General features: G+C 53.8%; 12 protein-coding genes. 4 read left to right on the top strand and 8 right to left on the bottom strand.

Translation table 11 applies throughout. The features are described 5' to 3' along the window. The first annotated feature begins 37 nt into the window (after window positions 1-37). A complete protein-coding gene (locus H5P30_RS06415) occupies window positions 38-8,623 on the top strand; it encodes a hypothetical protein (RefSeq protein ID WP_185692121.1) in 8,586 nt (2,861 codons plus the stop codon). A gap of 274 nt (window positions 8,624-8,897) precedes the next feature. Here H5P30_RS06415 and H5P30_RS06410 read toward each other — a convergent pair whose 3' ends face one another. The 8 genes from H5P30_RS06410 to H5P30_RS06375 all read right to left on the bottom strand — a co-directional run bounded on the left by H5P30_RS06410 (window position 8,898) and on the right by H5P30_RS06375 (window position 16,306). Beyond that, on the bottom strand, window positions 8,898-9,665 hold the full coding sequence (locus H5P30_RS06410) for a hypothetical protein (protein WP_185692120.1): 768 nt from the start codon (window positions 9,663-9,665) through the stop codon (window positions 8,898-8,900). A 27-nt stretch (window positions 9,666-9,692) separates the two neighbouring features. After that, on the bottom strand, window positions 9,693-12,506 hold the full coding sequence (locus tag H5P30_RS06405) for a secretin N-terminal domain-containing protein (protein ID WP_185692119.1): 2,814 nt from the start codon (window positions 12,504-12,506) through the stop codon (window positions 9,693-9,695). 19 nt (window positions 12,507-12,525) lie between these two features. After that, window positions 12,526-13,023 carry a hypothetical protein gene (locus H5P30_RS06400; protein ID WP_185692118.1) on the bottom strand — a complete coding sequence of 166 codons (498 nt, stop codon included), beginning with the start codon at window positions 13,021-13,023 and terminating at the stop codon, window positions 12,526-12,528. 15 nt (window positions 13,024-13,038) lie between these two features. Next, window positions 13,039-13,614 (bottom strand): hypothetical protein, encoded by a 576-nt coding sequence (locus H5P30_RS06395; RefSeq protein ID WP_185692117.1) that lies wholly within the window; start codon window positions 13,612-13,614, stop codon window positions 13,039-13,041. Next, window positions 13,611-14,252 carry a PilN domain-containing protein gene (locus tag H5P30_RS06390; protein ID WP_185692116.1) on the bottom strand — a complete coding sequence of 214 codons (642 nt, stop codon included), beginning with the start codon at window positions 14,250-14,252 and terminating at the stop codon, window positions 13,611-13,613. The genes H5P30_RS06395 and H5P30_RS06390 overlap by 4 nt, the downstream gene beginning before the upstream one ends. Further along, complete coding sequence (locus H5P30_RS06385; RefSeq protein ID WP_185692115.1) at window positions 14,253-15,281, bottom strand: hypothetical protein; 1,029 nt, start codon at window positions 15,279-15,281, stop codon at window positions 14,253-14,255. A 129-nt stretch (window positions 15,282-15,410) separates the two neighbouring features. Then, on the bottom strand, window positions 15,411-15,872 hold the full coding sequence (locus tag H5P30_RS06380; RefSeq protein ID WP_185692114.1) for an NUDIX domain-containing protein: 462 nt from the start codon (window positions 15,870-15,872) through the stop codon (window positions 15,411-15,413). Then, the gene (locus tag H5P30_RS06375) at window positions 15,869-16,306 is read right to left on the bottom strand and encodes an arsenate-mycothiol transferase ArsC (RefSeq protein ID WP_185692113.1); all 438 of its coding nucleotides are present in this window, start codon (window positions 16,304-16,306) and stop codon (window positions 15,869-15,871) included. The genes H5P30_RS06380 and H5P30_RS06375 overlap by 4 nt, the downstream gene beginning before the upstream one ends. A gap of 125 nt (window positions 16,307-16,431) precedes the next feature. Between H5P30_RS06375 and H5P30_RS06370 the strand changes: the two genes are divergently transcribed. The 3 genes from H5P30_RS06370 to sufB are packed head-to-tail and all read left to right on the top strand — an operon-like array spanning window position 16,432 to window position 19,097. After that, entirely contained in the window at window positions 16,432-16,902 is a 471-nt protein-coding gene (locus tag H5P30_RS06370; protein WP_185692112.1) for a Fur family transcriptional regulator, read from the top strand. Window positions 16,903-16,906: 4 nt separating this feature from the next. Next, window positions 16,907-17,668 carry a Fe-S cluster assembly ATPase SufC gene (gene sufC, locus H5P30_RS06365; RefSeq protein WP_185692111.1) on the top strand — a complete coding sequence of 254 codons (762 nt, stop codon included), beginning with the start codon at window positions 16,907-16,909 and terminating at the stop codon, window positions 17,666-17,668. A gap of 22 nt (window positions 17,669-17,690) precedes the next feature. After that, complete coding sequence (gene sufB / locus H5P30_RS06360) at window positions 17,691-19,097, top strand: Fe-S cluster assembly protein SufB (protein WP_185692110.1); 1,407 nt, start codon at window positions 17,691-17,693, stop codon at window positions 19,095-19,097. The last annotated feature ends 24 nt before the right edge of the window (window positions 19,098-19,121 follow it).

Here is a 19,121-nt window from a genome sequence, read left to right as displayed (position 1 = left end):
CTTTAATTCCTTCTAGATGGGCGACTTAAGGAAAATTATGATCAATCCCCCCTGTTTCTGCCGCTGGCGTTCACTGCTTGTTTTGTTTTTCTTCACGATCGTCGGGACGGCGGCCCTTCAAGGGCAGGAGATCACCTTTTTCGGAGAAGAGGGCTCCGGAGGCTCGGGTTCGATCGCTGATCGGGTCATTGGTGACGATTCTTTTGAAATTACCTCTGCTGCATCCGAAGGGGAGGTATCCTACACCATCGATTCCGTCTTACCCTCGACTCGGGGTGGGCAGCCGGTGGTTCCCATTGGGTTGCTCGAGAATGAGGTGACCATTTCGGTGAGTGAAGACGATTCCGCTCAGGTGACTCTTCTCGCCACCCTCACCGTTGAGGGATCCGTGGTGGATACTGAAACTCGGACCTTTACCGTCCGCCGCACACAGGAGGTTTCTTTTGTCGATCTTCCAGCGGTCGATTTGGGAGATCCTTCATTTCCCGTGACCGTAGAGGTGGACCCGGATGTGGGCCAGGCACGGGGATTTAGGATTATTGATGGTCCGGGTGAAGTGGACGGGGATACCGGTGAGGTGAATGTGTATGGTGCTGGAGGCATTCAGCTTCAGGCTTTCGCCGACCAAACAAGCTACGATGCTGGCGATCCCGAAGCGGATCTCGTCGCCGCAACTTTTGTGAACAAAACCCTCGTTGTCGGAGGCAAGGAACCGGCTGGCGGGCCGGGTTTTCTCGATCTTTGGACTTGGCGGGAACCCCAGTTGTCGCTCACGGATTATCTTTACGATGTTGTTGCGAACGATGCGGGAACCCAGTTTGTCGCCGTAGGTGCTGGAGCCCTCCTTATTGAAGGAAGCGACCCGACCGACTCTTCCACATGGACGGAGCCTGCCTTGGGCGTCAGCAGTGACCTGCTAGGGGTCGCTTATGGGAGTAATCGCTACGTGGCGGTCGGAAGCGATGCAGCGGTCTTTATGTCGTTGGATGGATCGACTTGGGTCGATGGCAACAGTGGGATTGCTGCCGGGGTGAATTTGCGCGCGGTCGCATACTCCGACGATACGAATGAATTCGTTACTGTAGGAACAGGCTCAGGGGGCCAGTCCGTTCTCTATCGATCTTCCGACGGGTTGGCATGGGTCCAGGACATGAGCTATCCTGCCTATCCGATCGTCCCGAATGGGGTTTTCTACTCCGATGGCATTGGGGCGTGGCAGGTCGTCGGGCAATCGGGAAGTTGGTTTGTCGGGAATCCAGGTTCCTGGAGCTTGAATGCTGCCGGATTCAGTGGGGATTACCGTGACGGACTGACGACCCCGGAAGGCATTACCTACATTGTCGGCGACGGGGGAACGGTAATCCGCACTGGAGTGAATTCCACTTCGATTTGGACCACCGTCAACACGGGTGCCAACTACGATTTGGATTCGATTCAATTCAATGACCGTTATCTCGTCGCCGCCGGGGAAAACGGGAGAGTCATCCGTTCGAACCGCGACAACGGCGACCGATGGGTTGAATCGGTCACTCCGTTTCGCTTCGATGTCCAAGGGATGGCGTTTATCGATGGCCTCCTCTTGGCAGTGGGGCAGAACGAATCCATTGCATCGTCCGGAAGCGGATTCGACTGGACTCTCCGTGATTCGACCACCCCGTTTTCCTTTCGATCTGTCGCCTCCGATGGCACCATCTCCGTCGCGGTCGGGGATGATGGCGAGGTCTATCGTTCTAGCAACGAGGGCGCGACTTGGATCCAACTGAGTCCGATTTCAGCCGAAGACCTCCGGGGCGTGACTTTCGGGGGTGGAAACTTTGTCGTCGTCGGAACCAGTGGTTCGATTTACTATTCAACCGACGGAACCACTTGGAACTTGGCCTCTAGTATTAACGGAATTTTTGGAGGAACTTTTTCCGGCGACTTGAATGCCGTCCATTACGATGAGACCACGTCTGTCTACGTAGCGGTCGGGGATGGGCTGACGACACTTTCTTCAGGTGACGCGGACGTGTGGGAACAGCACACGGGTGGGAGTATTGATCTCAATGGTGTCTCCAGTAGGTCTGGAAAATTCGTAGCGGTTGGCGATCAGGGAAGAATCGCTTACTCGTTTGATGGCGAGGATTGGTCTCAGGGGTCTGCGAATGTTGATGAAGACCTTTACGCCGTAGCCGTTTCAGACTCGGAATTTCTGGCCGTCGGCGAGAACGGGAGTATTTTGACTTCGCCCAACGGAACGACGTGGACGAGCCACATCTCTACGGTTACCCGAGATCTTTTCGCGGCTTTGTATTTCGACGATACTTTCTATGCGTTCGGAACGGGATTCGCTCTTCTCGTCTCCGACAACAGTGGCAGTTGGGAATCTCAGGTCGCAGCGACTCAGAATACGATTTACGGAGCTACCGTAGTCGGCGATAACTTTGTCGCGGTCACCGACTTTGGGGGAATCCTAACCACGCCGACTGCCGGCTCGACCGGACTCGAAGAGTGGACTTTCCGCTACTCCGGTGAAGCGGGGGACAACATCAACGATGTGGTCTACGGAAATAACGGTTTCGTTGCCGTTGGCGACGCGGGTCAAATCCTTGTCTCCGAAGACGGCCAGAACTGGGAGGAACGAGCGGTTCAGGAAACGAATGGAACGCCCCTGACTCAAAATCTGTTGGGAGTCGCTTACGGGAACGGTCTTTACCTCGCCGTAGGTGGGCAGAAATTGATTAGTTCCACAGATACAGAGAATTGGACTGTCGTTACAACGTGGACGATTCCCGTGAACAGTGTTTCGTTCGGAGACGGCCTGTTTGTGGTCACGGGAGAAGCCTCAAGCATCTTTTACTCTACGGATGGAGTCGGTTGGGACGGAGGATCAGTCAATGGAGTAAATGGCTCTGCGACTTTGTGGGATTCAGTCTACTATCCGGAATATGAGCTCTGGGTCGCGGTTGGAGAAGCCGCCAACTTTGAACTTCCAGACGGTCCGGAATTGATGTCGCAGTGGTTCTTCTCGACCGACGGGCAGACCTGGACGAGGCAGATCAGTCCGGAGGTTGAGCCCGGTGTTTATTTCTCCGCAGACCTCCTCACCGTATCTGCGGGAGATGATGTGGTCCGCGCCTTTGGAACTGGGCGGGTGGTCTACGATCTTCTCGCCGATGGATGGGGTTCGTGGTCCGTCGGCGGTTTCACCACCTATGCCTCTCTCTATTCCGAAGGAAATGGATTCGGAGGATTCGTCTATGCCGGTGAAAATGGTGCGATTTCAGGAATCGATCCGAGTTTTCTCAGTTTTCCCGGAATCACCGAAACTCTCAATGGCCTGGCGTTCGGAAACCAAAGTTACGTTGCGGTCGGAGACGACGGGCGGATTCTCTATTCGGACGATGCGGAATATTGGGTGCTTCGCACTACGGAAAATCTCCAGCCCTTGAACGGAGTCGCGGTGGATTCTTTGGGCCAGTATGTCGCCGTCGGGGGTGCGAGTACGATCTTACGCAGTGACGATTCAATCCGTTGGGTGACGCCGAGTGAGATACCGGAACTGCCCGGGCAGGTTGATCTGAACGCGGTGACGACTTATGACAACGGTTTCGCGGCGGTCGGTAGCTTTGGGACGATTCTCCTGTCGGAGGATGGCGATGTGTGGCAATCCGCAGAACCACCCCTTCTGAAACAACTGAATGGCATTGCATCCGGGAACGGAAATTTGGTCGCCGTTGGGGATGAAGCGACGATCCTCTTCAACGCCGGAGCCTCCGTTTGGACGGTCGAAGATGCTGATGGGGTGGTCGCGGATCTGAATTCAATCTTCTTTGCGGACGCTCAATTCATGGCCGTGGGCGACCAAGGTGTCGTTCTTACCAGTCCGGATGGGAAAACTTGGACGGCGCAAACTTCGGGAATCAGCGAAGATCTTTGGGCAATCGGTTACGGCGACCTGACGGCGGGCGGATATTGGACAGCCGCCGGAGAATCGGGAGCGATTTACGTTTCGGTGGATGAAGGGGTTTCCTGGACTGCACGCGCATCGGGCACTTCCGCAGATCTCAGGACGGTATCGTTCGGGCAAAATAACTTCATCACCACCGGAGCCGATGGGGTCGTTCTCTCCTCCAATAACTCGTCGGATTGGTATAGCCGTCCGGTTGGCACCGACTATCAGCTCAACGATGCAGCTTTCTTCAACGGCGTCTTTACCTTGGTCGGAGATTTCCAAACAATTGTAACTTCGGGTCGCATTGAACAGCGGGAGTCTCAGGAGATCATCTTCTTACCGATCGGCGATAAGATCGTTTCGGATCCCGCCTTTGAACCTCAGGTCATCGCGACGAGCGGCTTGCCGGTGACTCTCGAGATCGTGAGTGGCCCGGCCACACTCTCCGGAGACGAAATTGTTCTCGATGGAGTTTCCGGCACAGTGGTCGTTCGCGCCACTCAGTCGGGGAGTGTTCGCTACGACGCGGCGACCCCAGTAGAGGTCTCCTTTGAGGTACTCCTTTCCGCTCAGACGATCGACTTCTTTGGAGAGCCGGCGTCGGCGGCACCGGGATCGATCTCGGCGAAGACCTTCGGGCAGAGTGCGTTCACGGTGACCGCCGAGAGCTCCTCGAGTCTCGTTCCCTTCATCGCCGTCGAATCCGGTCCTGCCATCATCTCTGATCAAACAGACGGTACCGCGACCGTGACTCTCACGGGAGCCGGTTCCGTAACTCTCACTGCAAACCAATCAGGTGACGATACCTTTGCAGCGGCCTCCGAAGCCGTTCGCTCCTTCACGGCAGCCAAGGCCTCCCAGACGATTGATTTCGAATTGCCTGAGTCAGCGGGCGAGGCGGACCCTCCCTTGACACTCACCGCAACGGCGACGAGTGGTCTCGAGGTCACTTTCTCCGTGATTAGTGGCCCGGCTTCGATCACTGGCGGGGATCAGCTTTCCTTTAACGGGAGCGGGACGGTTACGGTCCAAGCCACTCAATCCGGTGACGATGATTACGAAGCAGCCCCTCCGGTGGAGGATGAGATCAATGTAGAATCTGCGGAGACCGGAGATGTCTGGCAAACCCGCACCTCCGGATCCGCAAACGATTTCTATGGAGTCGCTTTCGCCGGATCCCGTTTCTACGCCGTCGGTGATGCGGAAACGGTCGTTTCCTCTTCCGACGGTCAAAATTGGGCTCTTCAAGCCAATGGTTCCGGACAACTTAGGGATCTGGCTTTTGGCGGTGTCCCGGACATCTATCTCGCTGTGGGTGAAGGGGGAATCCCCATGTATTCGGAAAACGGTGTAGATTGGTTTCTCTTACCGGATTCCGGTTTGCCGAGTTTGAATCGCATTGTATATGCCGCGGGCGAATTCTTCGCCGTCGGAGATGGCGGAGCCATTTGGAAATCCTTGAACGGAGACGAATGGACTGCGCTCGACAGCGGAGTAACAATCGATCTTGAAGACATCATCTACACGGACGGAACTCTTGTCGCAGTGGGTGGCAATTCGGTCGTGTCCAGTGAGAGTTTTGGCGACACGTGGAATGTATCATCATTCGCAAGCGAAACGATGTCTTTGAATGCTGTGGCAGTCGACTCGTCCGGAGGGCTTCTCGCGGTCGGAAATGAAGGACGAATTCTCTATTCAGCCAATGGCGGAGATAGTTGGAGTGTTCGGCCGTCACCGGCTCCGGTTACTTTCCAAGCCGCTACCTACGGAAGCGGGCGATTTATTACCGTTGGCGATGGCGGTGTAATTTACACCAGCAGCGACAACGGTCAGACTTGGATTCTTCGTGAAAGCGGAACTACTCAGAATCTTCATGACATTACCTACCGGGACTCCATCTTTGTCATCGTGGGTGAAGGAGGAACCATCTTGTCCTCGGGATTGTCGAACCCGAACAAGATCGAGAGAACCCTTGATTTTCCCGCGGTATCCTCGCCGTCGGGTGGTTTGACTACGACCCTCACGGCAACGGCTCTAGCCGGTGGAACGCCAACCGACCAGCTCGTCGAATTCAACCTGGTTTCGGGTTCCGGAACGATCACCGATCGCACCTTGCAGGGAGACGGCTCTACCACCGCGACGCTCGAAGTCTCTGGATATCCCGGCGAATATGTTGTGCGGGCCTCGCTTCCTGTGGATGAGGAATACCTCGCCGTGCCGGGGATCGACCAGTCGTTTACGGTAGTGGGTGAGACGCAAACTTACACCAACTTGTTCCCTGCTGAAGGAGGTCTTTCTTATTCGTCGTCTCCGATCGGATTGTCCGCGACTTCCATTGATGCGACGACCAGTGATCCGACGGGATTGGGGGTTCAATTCGAAATCGTCAGTGGAGACGCGACGATTTCCGGAACCTCAATGACCCTGAATCCAGGGGCCGTTGGAAGTGACGTCGTGGTCCGGCTCTACAACTCTGGAGATGCGACTTATTCGCCGCTCTCCGAAACCGTAACTTACTCCATCACCGCCGAGGAAACGGAAATCGTCTTCAACGCGATACCGGACAAGCTTCTCAGCGATGAAAATTTCTTCATTCAGGCAGCAACCTCCGATGGTGAAGATGTGGGAATCCAAGTTATCCAGGGCGCTAGTTTGATCTCTTTGCGGAATTACTACCAAAGCGATGGAAATGGGAATGAAACCTATGTCCATGAGGTTTCGATCGAAGGATCGATTGGTTCCCAGGGTGAAGTGATTCTCGAGGCTTATGCTCTCCCGAGTTCCGGTGTGACGGCAGAACCGGTACGCCAATCGTTCTACATTTCCCGATACAGGCAGAACATTACTTTCTCGGACCCAGGATCAAAGACCTTCGGAGATCCGCCGTTTGTCCTAAACGCCTCGGCGGACGGTGGAGGCGAAGTGACCTTCTCTCTTGCGGATAGTACCGTCGCGAGCCTCGATGGAAATACGGTGACCATCCTTTCCTCAGGGACCATCATAATCACCGCCGAAGCCGAACCAAATGGGGATTATGGACCCGCGACCGGAGAGCTGAGTGTTCCGGTTTCAAAAGCGAGCCAGACCTTAGAGTTTGAGGAGATTGACAACCAGTTTGAGGGAAGTGTTATCTCAATACCGCTGGTGGCTCGGACTTATATTGGTGACAACGATTCGCCCGCATCTTCGGCGGACTATCCTATTTCATTCACGGTGGTCGAGGGTGCAGATATTGCGTCCATTTCAGGAAGCACGCTGACGCTCAATGGTACATCCGGGACCGTCAAGGTCCAAGCGACTCAGGGTGGAAATGTGAATGTCTTCGCCGCCGATCCGGTTGAGCAATCCTTTACTGTTTCAAACTTCGGTCGCGGCCCAGTCAATACGACCGATAACTTCTATGGAGCTGCTTACGGTGACGGGCAGTTTGTCGCGGTGGCATTAGGGGGAAGTATCGCGAGGACGGTTGAAGCTTCTACTGATCCTTCTAATTGGGAGGCGATGGTGCCAGCGCCGAATAGCCCGATTTTCTATGATGTTACCTATGGTGCGGAGAAGTTCGTTGCAGTCGGTTTCAATGGAGCCGTGCAATATTCAACAGATAATGGGGTGAGTTGGAACTCAACCAGTGCATCAACGATTAACGTCTTGGGTGCCGTCGAGTATGGTATGGGTCTCTTCGTGGCCATAGAAACTGGGGCCTCGGGGAACTACCATACGTCTGCCAATGGGGTTAATTGGACTCGTCGCTCACTACCGACCACCAACCCGCTCACAGATCTGGTTTTGGGAGAAAATACGAGTGGTAATCCGTTGTTTGTTGCGGTTGGGTTTTCCGGGACCGTCTTGACTTCTAACACTGGGACGAATTGGACAAGACGAACTACGGGAACTTTATCCTATTCGATGAAAAGCGTGGCCTATGGTGATGGTCTCTTCGTCGCAATCACTAATTATGGCGATTATCTCTATTCTCAGGATGGTGGGGTTACTTGGTTCCAGAAAGAGATTCCATCATCGGTCCTCCCCGATTCCCCGACTCTTTCGTCGATTACCTTTGGAAACTCAACATTCAAGGTTGTCGGCTCGAATGGCTCTGTACTCACTGCGACCAAGGAAGCGATTCTGGAACCCATCAATCCAGCTGACAGTTCAAGCCGTTGGATTCGGGAAATCAGTCTCGGAATAAATACTCTGAACGAGGTGATTTTCGGAGGCGATCGATTTGTAGCCGTGGGCGAGAACGGAACCATTCTGATTTCCCTGCCGGAAGTCGCGGCAATTACCTTGAGCGAATGGATCGATTCCTATGATTTCTCGGCGCTAACCGTCGGACCGGTAACTGGTTCTGACGATCCGGATGGCGATGGGTATTCGGTGGCGCTGGAATACGCTCTGCTCGGAGATCCAGTGAATCCAGAATCGGGTTCTCTGGTCCAGATGGTGAACTCTGGAGGTGAAATTATGCTATGCTTCAAACGTCGACTTACTTCCGATGTGTCCATTCAAATTCAGGAATCCAGCGATATGGTTTCTTGGGACACCATTCGCAGCTACGACCCGGTTTCGGGTGCTTGGGATAATGCGGATGGTTTGGCCGAATCGGTGGACGGAAATTCCGTTCAAGTCGATTTCTCGATTCCATCAGGAGCTTCAACTATGTTCCTCAGAGTGCGAGTAGTGGAATAGAGTAGGGGGAGAACTTTCCGTCCTCACGTGACTGGAGTTGTGGGATCCCTCGGAGCATCTCCATCGATATCTGGAAAGCAGAGGAAACTACTGTCTGGCTATCTCGTTTCGGATTCCGCTATTCGTTTCCGTGCTTGCGACCGAACGACTCATGTGGACCGGGAATGAGCCTATCCGTTTTCGCATGACCTGAGTGTTGCGGGTTCCTGGTTTCGCCTTCAATGCTCTCCGGCGAGTCGGTTGAGTTCGTTATTTTCCAAAAACCCGAGCCAGCTCAGTCTTGGGTCTTCCCTTCGTCTTTCTTTTCCTGCTCCTCGGAAATCACGGTCGGGGTATCGATGTCATCGGCCTTCAGTCCGTCTTGGGCGTCCTTCGGGAGGGAAAGAGTTTGATTAATCCACTCGTTCTTGGCTTCGATTTCATTTTTGTATTCCTGCCGTTTGCGGGAATACATCGGAATCCTCTCGATTAGACGCGAGAGCGGTTCGGCGAGTGAGCTGTCGATGTTGATGAAATCATCCAAGCTCAACCAAATGCGGTTGGCCTGCATATCCCAATTCAGGGTGACAACCGATGGACGATCAATGAAGTCGGTTTGTATGGTCGTGATCTCTCGGGACTGACTGAGCGCGGCCTCGCCTTGGCCTATCCATTTTTCGTCAAGTTTTTCGATCTCGGATCGATTTCGCCGGAATGCAGCGACCTTCAATTTGAATTCTTCCAAGAGCTGCAGAAACTCTTCTTGGCTGCGCAATTCTTGGGTGAAGAAACGGAGACCAAAATTACTCAGCCCTCCACCGTGAATCGTGGCAATCTCGCGCTTTTGAAATTCCGAAAGTTGCGAATTGAAAAACGTTTCGTCTTCGATGCGCAGTTCCAGACTTCCAGCAAAAGAGCCCGTGGGGGCCTCTGGCCGAACCACGAGGTAGGAGCCGCCCGAATCCGAAAAGTAGCGGGTTTCCGCCCGGAAATCATCCGCTCCATTCTGAGCCGACAATCCACCGCAAAGCGAAATGCAAAGAACGGGAACGAGAAATTTCATGGATGTGCTCCTTTGAGATGCATGAGATTATTTGCGGCTGATGGGGCCATACTTGCGTGGTTGATTGTCGCCATCTTTCGCCTCGGGCTCTTCGATATCTTCCTCCGCAGCCGATCCGTCGAGGACGGCTTCTTCGGTTTCTTCAATTTTTTCCCGCATCCGGAGAGCTTTCATGATCTCTTCGGTAGCCGCCTCGTTTCTCGCTTTGCGAACAGCTTGCTGAAGTTGCAATTCTTCGGCAGAGAGCTCTCGTGCACCGACCCCTTGAACTTCGCGATCGGTGAGTCCCATGGAGTTGAAGCGTTCGATCCCAACGACGTCCATGTATGTGTTGGATTGCGGATTCAGGAGGCTGGCTGTAATGAAGATGATCTGGTTGGTCGTCTGCACGCTCGTCGTTTCCGAGGAAAAGAGCCGTCCTAGAATCGGAATGTCTCCGAGGACCGGTACCTTATTGGAGTTCGTGACGTTTTCGTCCGTAATCAATCCACCAATCGCCAAAGTCGATCCGCTACGAAGGAGCACTTCGGAATCGGTTGCCCGGCGGCGGACGATCGGAATCTCGTTTCCGTCGATGATCTGATTGGAAACAATGCTGTTCACTTGGGGAATGACATTGAGGGAAATCAACTGTCCGCCGACCACGGTGGGGGTGACCACAAGAGTGGTTCCAGGGCGCGGCTCGAGGGGAACAGGCTCCCCTGTTGTGGTGACCCCATCGTTCGTCTCAGTAGGGCCTGACTTGTAGTAGTAGTCAGTGAGTTCGACGCGGGCCTGCTTTCCGTTGATCGCGACCACATTCGGATTGGTGATCAGTTTCGCGTCACTTTCTTCCTCCAGGGCGCGAAGGATGAGCCGGAATTCGTCGGTCGAGAAGATCGCGGTGTCGGCGCGGGAGGTGGAGGCAATGTTCTCAAGTGTGTTGGTGAAGCTGTTGCTGTTCGACCGAGAGTTCGTAATATCACGATTGGTGATGTCCGATTGGTTTACGGCATTCGTTCTATTGAACTGATTGTCGCTGGTATTGGACTGATTGCTGGAATTGGTGAGGGAGTTACTCGTTTCGTTTGTAAAGGAAGTAGGGCCACCAGTGTTCGATGTTTCTGTGGTTCGGCTGAAGTTTGATGATGAATTGGAGCTGGACAAGTTGCTTCGAGAAATACTGTCGGAGCTGTTGAAGGTTCGACCATCGATGATCGAGCGAGTCGTGCTGTCCGAGAAGTTGCGGTTATTCGAATTGGTGGTCGTGCCCGTATCGGTCTGCGAGCGGTCCCGGGTCCAGGTCCGCGAAAAGGGCCCCATATTGATTCCCCAGCCTTGGAGGGTCGACCAGTCAACCCCGAGATTTTTGCCGTCTTGTCCGGTGATTTCGACGAATTTCGATTCGATGAGGATCTGTTTGAGAGGCTGGTCAAGGCGTTCAATCAGAGAGGTGACTTCGGCAAGCGCCGCGGGGCGGGCGGTGACAAGAAGAAGGTTGTTCGCGTGGTCGGCGGCGACGCTTTGGACTCCCTCGACCACCGGGCGTACTAGATCGGCAGCTTGCCGGAACGAGGGAATCGCGCCGTTCGAAGTTTCCGAGGTATCCAACGGGCTGGGCATGATTTTCAAGAGAAGATCGCCCGCACTGGCATAACGGAGGTCATAGATGCGGACAACCGGAGGCTCGTTGCGAAGGCTATTGAGAAATTGCTGGTCCACAATCTGGACGAGGTTCGGACCGGCTTCATAGGTCGAGTAAGCTTGATATTGCTGAGCCCCTCCTTCGTTGGCGGAACCGATGGCCACTTTCGGAAGTTTCAGGATAGCGAGATTGAGGGCTTGTTCAAAAGTCACTCCTTCGACTGCGAGCGAGACGGGAAGGTTTTCAATTTCCGGGGGGCTGACGACGTTCACCACCGGGGTCTGGGTTTGTCCAATCAAGGTGGCTACCTCCTGAAAAGGAGTATCCTGCACGGAGATGTTCAGGGTTCGGTTTTGAGGATCCAAGACGACCCGAGAATCGATCGCGCGGATGCCGATGATTCCATCGTTCTCCATCCATTGGTAATCGTTGTCTTCGAGGATGGTGGTGAGGACACGCTCCCAGGCAACATTGGTCAGAGAGGCTGAGGTGGTCCCTTCGAGCTCCGCCGGAATGATAATGTTCAAGCCCACGACTTCCGCCAAGGCTTGAACCGCGGTCCGGGTCGGTTCGTTGCGGAAATTGACGGAAATCAGTCCATTATCGCCGACCTCAATTGCCTGATCGGCGCTGACGCGTTGAATGCGGATGATGCCGGAGTCCGCGCGGGTCCAGACAAAGCCGGTGCTCTCCAAGGCGATGTCATAGACCTGAGGCCAAGTAACATTCTTGAGTTGTAGGGAAAGACTTCCGACAAGACTGTCTGGAATGATGACATTCAGCTCGGCGGCATCGGCAACATTGCGAAGAATGGTTCGGATTGGGGTGTCGGTATAGTCGAGGTCGAAGCGTTCCAGAGAAATCGAGGGTTCGGAAACGGCTGGCGGAGTTACGGGGGTTTGGTCGACCGGGCGTGCGTCCATCGACTCCATTTCCGGTTCGGCGATTTCGGGTTCAGGGATGGTGGGTTCAGGGATCTCCGTTCCGGAAATTTCGGGTTCTGGAATTTGGGGTTCTTCGATGCTGGTGGGGGCAGAGGATGGAGACGGGTTGTCCTCGAGTAAGAGATTCAGTTGCTCCATGTAGGCATTGGCAGCCTCTTGGACGTCGATCGTTTTATCGATGGGATTCGGGTCTCCGTCTTCCTGCCCCCATCCCGTGGAACCAAGAGCAAGATTGAGGAGGAGAAGTGTGAGGGGAATGCTTGGAATTCTCATTGCGTAGGAATGCGGATGACTAAGGACGGGAGTTGGTTACGCCGGAAGGATTGGAATCAAGGGGAACATAGGTCTCCAACTCTCCCATTTGGAGAGTCATGCCTTGCCTCGATGGATTGATGATCTTTACGGATGCAGTCTGGTTCGGAGTTTCCGGGACGGGAAGAGTGACGGTGTCTCCATCACGAAGAAGCCCATAGTTCTTCGTGGCGAGGAAAGAACGTTCGCCAAACTCTTGATAACCGATCACGGCATTCTGGAGGGTGGAAGCAAAGGTTTCGAGTAATTCTTCATCACTCATCCCGTTGACGACGGACTCCGGCTCCTCCGTCGCGATCTCTCTTCCGAAGACAAACGGATCCGGAATCAGACGGAGCTCTTCCATTGTGGGGTTATCGTAAGACATCGAAATTTCAAAACCTTCGATGATGTCGGCGCGACGTTCCTCCGGGAGAATCATCGTTGCCGCCGAGAGATGGATTTGCGCGAGGAGGAGTATGCAGAGTCGAGTTTTCACCGTTTGATCCTGAGGTTACTGCTTTTTTTGGGGTGGAGAGGTCAGAGCTTCCAGAGTCAACGTGATTCGTCGAATTTTTTCCCCTTCTCCATCTGCAGGTATAATCGAGAAATTTATGAGACGAACGATTTTCTCTCCGCCCCGGATTTGGAAGATGAAATAAAGCAGTTGCTGAAAACTTCCGGTAGCCCGAATGGTGAACAGCGTTGTTCCGAAATTTTTCATTTTCCATGGGCTGTACGATTTCGGTACCGGCGTGTTGCGCTGTTCAACGGATTCGATTTGAACCTGATCGGTTTCAAATTGATAGAAGTAAGCCGTGTTCACCGCAGTGTCTTCTGGCTCGATTGTCCGTTCCTGCAGCCTGTCGGTGAGAGCTTCAATGGTTTCGAGCTGTGACTCGAGATTTTCCGAGCTCTTAATATTGCGTCGCATGGTGAGCACTTCCCGTTCCGCCTCTGAAATCGAGGTTTTCAGGTCGCTCAAGGTGGAAAATCGAAGAAAGAAAATCAGCAGACAGATCAGTACGAAGATTCCGGCGATTGCCGGAATCGCAAATTTACGAAAGAGGGGAGGGAGTGACAGTTTCACTTCTTCGCCTCCTTGTTCTTTTGGGGTTCGAAGCGCACATCCAATGTAAATCCAAAAGTATTGAGAACGGGATTACGTGGATTGGAGCCTTCGGTGAAGTCGGCCGCCATATCTTGGAGGTAGGGAAGGCCTTCCAGCGATTCCTTGAGGGCCGCCGCGTCCTGTAGGTTCTTCGTCTCTCCGCGAAGATAAATGCGGTAACTGCGCTCAACGTTCTCTTTGGTGGCTTGCTCCATTTCCTGAAATGCGATCTCTTCGAATGAAACGCCTTCCGGGCGGAAGTCGGCGATATCGGCGAGGAGCCGGGGGACATCGACGGGAATATCAAAGAATTTTTCCAGATCGTCGTAGAGTTGCTTTTGTCTCAGGAAACGGGAGTTCAGCAAGACCAACTGACGATTCTCGGGTTCGAGCCGTTTCTGCTCGCTGGTCAATGCCTCCAAGTCTCCCTGCAGGCTATTTATGGTCGCTTCGCGATAGGCGATCCAGAAGAGGAGGGCGAGGGCGAGGACGATGGATCCAATGTTGATCAGAAAGTCCGTACGAACGGCTTTGATGTCCGGCAAATCCTCGCCAATGCGGAAATCGGGATGCCAAGCCGGGAAATCCTTCTTCTTCTTCTTTTTTAGGGCACTCATTTAGGCGTTGGGAGTATCGAGTCGTGCCATTTGACAGAAAAGGGGAAGGAATTCGGTGAGATTCTGTTGATCTTTTGCCTGAGGCGAAAGAGTGATTCCGCCTTGAGTCAACCATTCCTCGAGGCTGGGTTTCCAGTTTTCCATCCCCAACTCCTCTGCAAGAACTTCTCCAATCCAGGATAAACTGTCGGGTAAGCCCGGAATAAATAGATAGTGAACGGATTTCCCGGTCTGAACTTCAAACTGCCCCGTGGACGCTCGTACCTGAGTGATCAGCCTTCTCAGAAGAGTTGAGCCCATGTCCTTGAAATCGAATGTCTTCGAAAGCATAACTTTGCGGGCCGAAAGAGAGTCTTGCAGGCCGAGCTCCGATTGAATGCTCGAGGCGATTGCCGAGATCCCGAACTCGAGAGAATGGGAGAGGGCGAGGCCATTCAGGTTGACGACATACCCGTAGGAGGAGCCCTCACTGAATTCGATGATCAGCGCAGAGCTGTCCATGTCCTCTTCGACGACGGCTCTCTTGATTCCGGCGTAAAGAGGAATCGAGGCAATCTCCAGTTGATCAGGGTAAAGGCCCAACTCGATCAACCGTCGCTGCTCTTCCTTAAGACTCTCCCGGCTGGCTCCGACGAAAAGGGTCTCCCGGGAAAGAGCCTCGTCCGGGTTGTAGCGTTTGCCCGTGAGGGGATGAAGTATCCGAAAAGCTACTTCGTCCGGATCCAGCTTGAGTTCAGCTTTTAAGGTTTTGGCCGCGAAATCTTCTTGGCGCGATCGAGCTGCATTTTCGGTATAGTGTCGGTGGACAAAGCGGTCTTTCGGGTAGACCGCACAGTGAGCCTGGATGTAGTTTCCCTTCTGGTTCCCCGCGAAGGCTTCAATCGCTCGACGGGTCTCGCCAGTGGTCGTGACAGGAATGGATTCCAAGGCCTCGATTTGGAGAGGAGCCGTTGATCGGTCGGCGCGGGCGAGTCTTACTTGATAGTGAGACACTTCCGCAAAAAGGCCTTTCGCTTTTTTCTGAAACATCAACTCTTTGATGGTAGGGTAGTCTTGTCGATTAAGTTACATACGGTTTACATTGTCCGAGCAACCTGAAAAATTCTTGAATATATTCTTAGCGAGGGATTTACGAGATAACGATCAATTTCTGAGGGGCTAGTTGATATCGCCAAGGTAAAGGTCGCTGCCTTCCTCCATCTGCCGCTGGATGACCGGCACCGCGTCCGCAGGGAGAAAACGCACGGAGGCTAATTGCTTGAGGTCGAGCCATTCGATTCCGATCTGTTTTCGGTCCGTCTCTGAGCCCGGCTCGGGCTCAGCGCCTTCGGCAATGGAGCAGGAAAATACCGTCTCCACTTGATGAAAGTCCCGGTGGTATTTGGAAAAGTTGTGATTTCGGCCGATATATTCGCGGACGTAGAGCAAAGGTCCAATGATCACTTCGAGGTTGATCTCCTCGAGACATTCCCGTTTGAGGCCTTCCTTCATCGTCTCACCGTGACGCTGTCCGCCCCCGGGGAGGACATAGAAGACCCCGCTCCGGTCACACATTTTGATGGCGAGGAGTCGATTGCGTCGAACGATCACGGCTCGGCATGCATGGCGAATCCACTTCATTGTTGCGGAGCGTCTCCCATTTCCTGAAGGAGGCGTTCGATGTTTTCTTTAATTTGGAGCATTGCTTGAGGAGGCGAGACGTGCGGAATGTCGCTAACGTCCCAGAATTCCACTTGAGACACTCGATGCGGAAAGCGATCCCGCAACATCGGCTCGTGTTCCTCCTGTTTCAGGGCGATGACTCGGTCTGCCTCCGCAAAATCCTCGTCCTTGAGGGCGGTTTTCTCGTTCGGGAAAAACTCCGGGGCAACGCCCACCAATCGCAGTCCGTTGGTTGCGTGAGGAGAGAGGCCGGGCGGCGCTTCTTCGGGAATGAGTCCGCGCGAAAAGGCCTTCCAATCCAACCCCCGACGATTGGCGAGGTGGTTGAAGACTCCCTCGGCGAACCGCGAACGATAGTAGTTCGCAGTGCAGATGAATAAAATGCGTGGCATGTACTTTTTTCTACGGTTCGATCCGGCAAAGATCGACCCAATTTGGAATAATAATAAAAATAATTCTCATTTAAGTTGAGATTCCGGCAGAATCCTCATTTATTCTGACACTCTTCTCGAAAATCATGCCACTTTCCAAGCCAGAATCCTCTGAAACCGCCCAGGTCCTCAACCAGGCGGGTCTCCGGCCGACGCGTCAACGCAAGGTTGTCTACGAGGTCATTTGCAGTGAAAAAGATCATCCTTCCGCTGAGGTAGTCCATGAACGGGCCAAAAGGCGAATGGATGGGATATCCCTCGCCACCGTTTACAACTGCTTGGAGTCATTTGTCTCCTCCGGCTTGGTTCGGCAGCTGAATTTTCAGAGACAGTCCTCGCGCTATTGCCCGGTCCTCAAGGACAACCCGCACTTCGCCCACTTCCATTGCCGCCGCACCGGCAACGTGTACGACGTGGTTCTGTCGGAGAAGATCCGCGAACTCATCGAGCGGGAGCTTCCGGAAGGCCTGAAGGCAGAGCAGGTTGAAATCAACGTCGCCGGGACGACGAATGAAACGAACGAACTTTCACCCAACACACCAGTTTCCAAGGAATAAGATCATGAGCCAACTCGAAATCAAAAACTTGAACGCCGGAATCGCCGGACAATCGATCCTGAAGGATTTCTCCCTTTCGATTCCGAAGGGCGAGGTTCACGCCCTCATGGGGCCAAACGGAACTGGGAAGAGCACTCTTGCCAAGGTTCTGGCCGGGCACGAAGACTACGAAGTCGAGAGCGGCTCCGTCCTCATGGACGGAAATGAGATTCTCGGGGAAGAGCCCGATGCCGTCGCCCGCGCCGGCCTGTTTCTCGCCTTTCAGTATCCCTTGGAAATTCCGGGCGTCTCCATCGCCAATTTCATTCGGGCCGCCTTGCAGGCTCGTCAGGATGACGACGAGAAATTCGACGCTCCGGCCTACTACCGCAAACTTTACGAAAAGATGGGGATTCTCCAGATCGACAAAAAGTTCTCGTCTCGCTCGGTCAACGAAGGGTTTTCCGGAGGGGAAAAGAAGCGCTGCGAGATTTTGCAAATGTCGATGCTCGAACCATCCTACTGTGTGATGGACGAGACCGATAGTGGTCTCGACATTGACGCTCTCAAAGTGGTCGCCAATGGGGTCAATCTCATGCGTGGACCAGACCGCGGCATCCTCGTCATCACTCACTACCAACGCCTGCTCGACTACATCGTTCCGGACAAGGTGCACGTCATGTACGACGGCCGCATTGTTCATAGCGGTGAGAAAGAGTTGGCCCTTGAGCTGGAAGAAAAGGGGTACGACTGGGTTCGCGACGAACTCGTCACCGCTGCCAGCTGATCGCTAAAAAAAGGAAACGATTATGAGCCAAACCGAAGCCATCGACATCGATCGCGATAAGGGGAATTTCCGCTACGACGTTAAGTATCAATACGACGCCGGAACCGGGCTCACCGAGGACACCATCGATTACATCTCCGAAGCCAAAGGAGAGGAGCAATGGATCAACGAATTTCGCAAGAGAGCGTTGAAGGTCTTCAACCGGATGCCCATGCCCACTCACTGGGCGACCAAAGACCTGGAAAACATCGTCTTTGAAAACATCCGCTACTACCTCTCACAGGGTCAGATGCCCAGCCGGTCGTGGGAAGATGTTCCCGATGAGGTGAAGCAGACCTTCGAACGCCTGGGAATTCCCGAGCAGGAGCGGAAGTTTCTGGCGGGTGTGGAAGCTCAATTTGATAGCGAAGCGGCCTATTCCCATATGAAGGACGCTTTGGAAAAAGACGGGGTCATCTTCGTGGGTTCGTCAGAGGGCCTGAAGAAATATCCTCACATCTTCAAGAAGTTCTTCGGCAAGGTCATCCCGACCAACGATAATAAGTTCTCCGCCCTCAACAGTGCCGTTTTCAGTGGAGGAAGTTTCATCTACGTCCCTCCGGGGGTGAAGGTGAGCCAACCGTTGCAGGCCTACTTCCGGATCAATGCCGAAAGTTTTGGACAGTTCGAGCGGACCCTCATCATCGCCGACGAGGGTTCTGAGGTCACCTATATGGAAGGGTGCACGGCGCCGAAATTCGAAACCAGCACACTTCATAGTGCTGTCGTCGAACTCGTCGCCCTCAAGAACGCGAAGATCCAGTACATCACCGTCCAGAACTGGTCGAACAACGTCTTCAACCTCGTGACCAAGCGGGCTTGGGCCGAAGAAGGGGCCGAAGTGAAGTGGATCGATTGTAACATCGGTTCCCGTCTGACCATGAAGTATCCCGGTGTCGTCCTCAAAGGCCGCAAAGCCCGGGGCGAGGTCATCTCGATCGCACTGGCCAACGACGGTCAGCATCAGGATACGGGAGCCAAGATGGTTCACCAAGCTGACGAAACCACGAGTAACATCATCTCGAAGAGTATCTCGGTTGGACAAGGCCGCTCCACTTACCGCGGTCTTGTTCAGATGCCCGATCATCTCAAAGGATGTAAGAACAATACCGAGTGTGACGCTTTGCTCATCAACACCAACAGCCGCACCGATACGTATCCCGCCATTAATGTGCAGGGGAACGGAAATTCGGTGCAGCATGAAGCGAGTGTCTCGAAGGTCAGCGCCGAGCAGATCTTCTACATGATGCAGCGAGGGCTGTCGGAAGGGGAGGCTATGAGTCTCGCTGTGAACGGATTTGTCAACGATCTCGTCCGCCAGTTCCCAATGGAATACAGCGTCGAGTTGAAAAGACTCATCGACATGGAGATGGAAGGGTCCGTGGGTTGATCCCAGCGGTCCTGTTAAGCAGAG

Origin of the sequence: Puniceicoccus vermicola (assembly GCF_014230055.1) — a bacterium.
In the GTDB taxonomy this organism is placed as follows: Bacteria; Verrucomicrobiota; Verrucomicrobiia; order Opitutales; family Puniceicoccaceae; genus Puniceicoccus; species Puniceicoccus vermicola.
The sequence above is the reverse complement of the archived record's forward strand: the minus strand, read 5'-3'. Positions and strand labels throughout refer to the sequence as shown.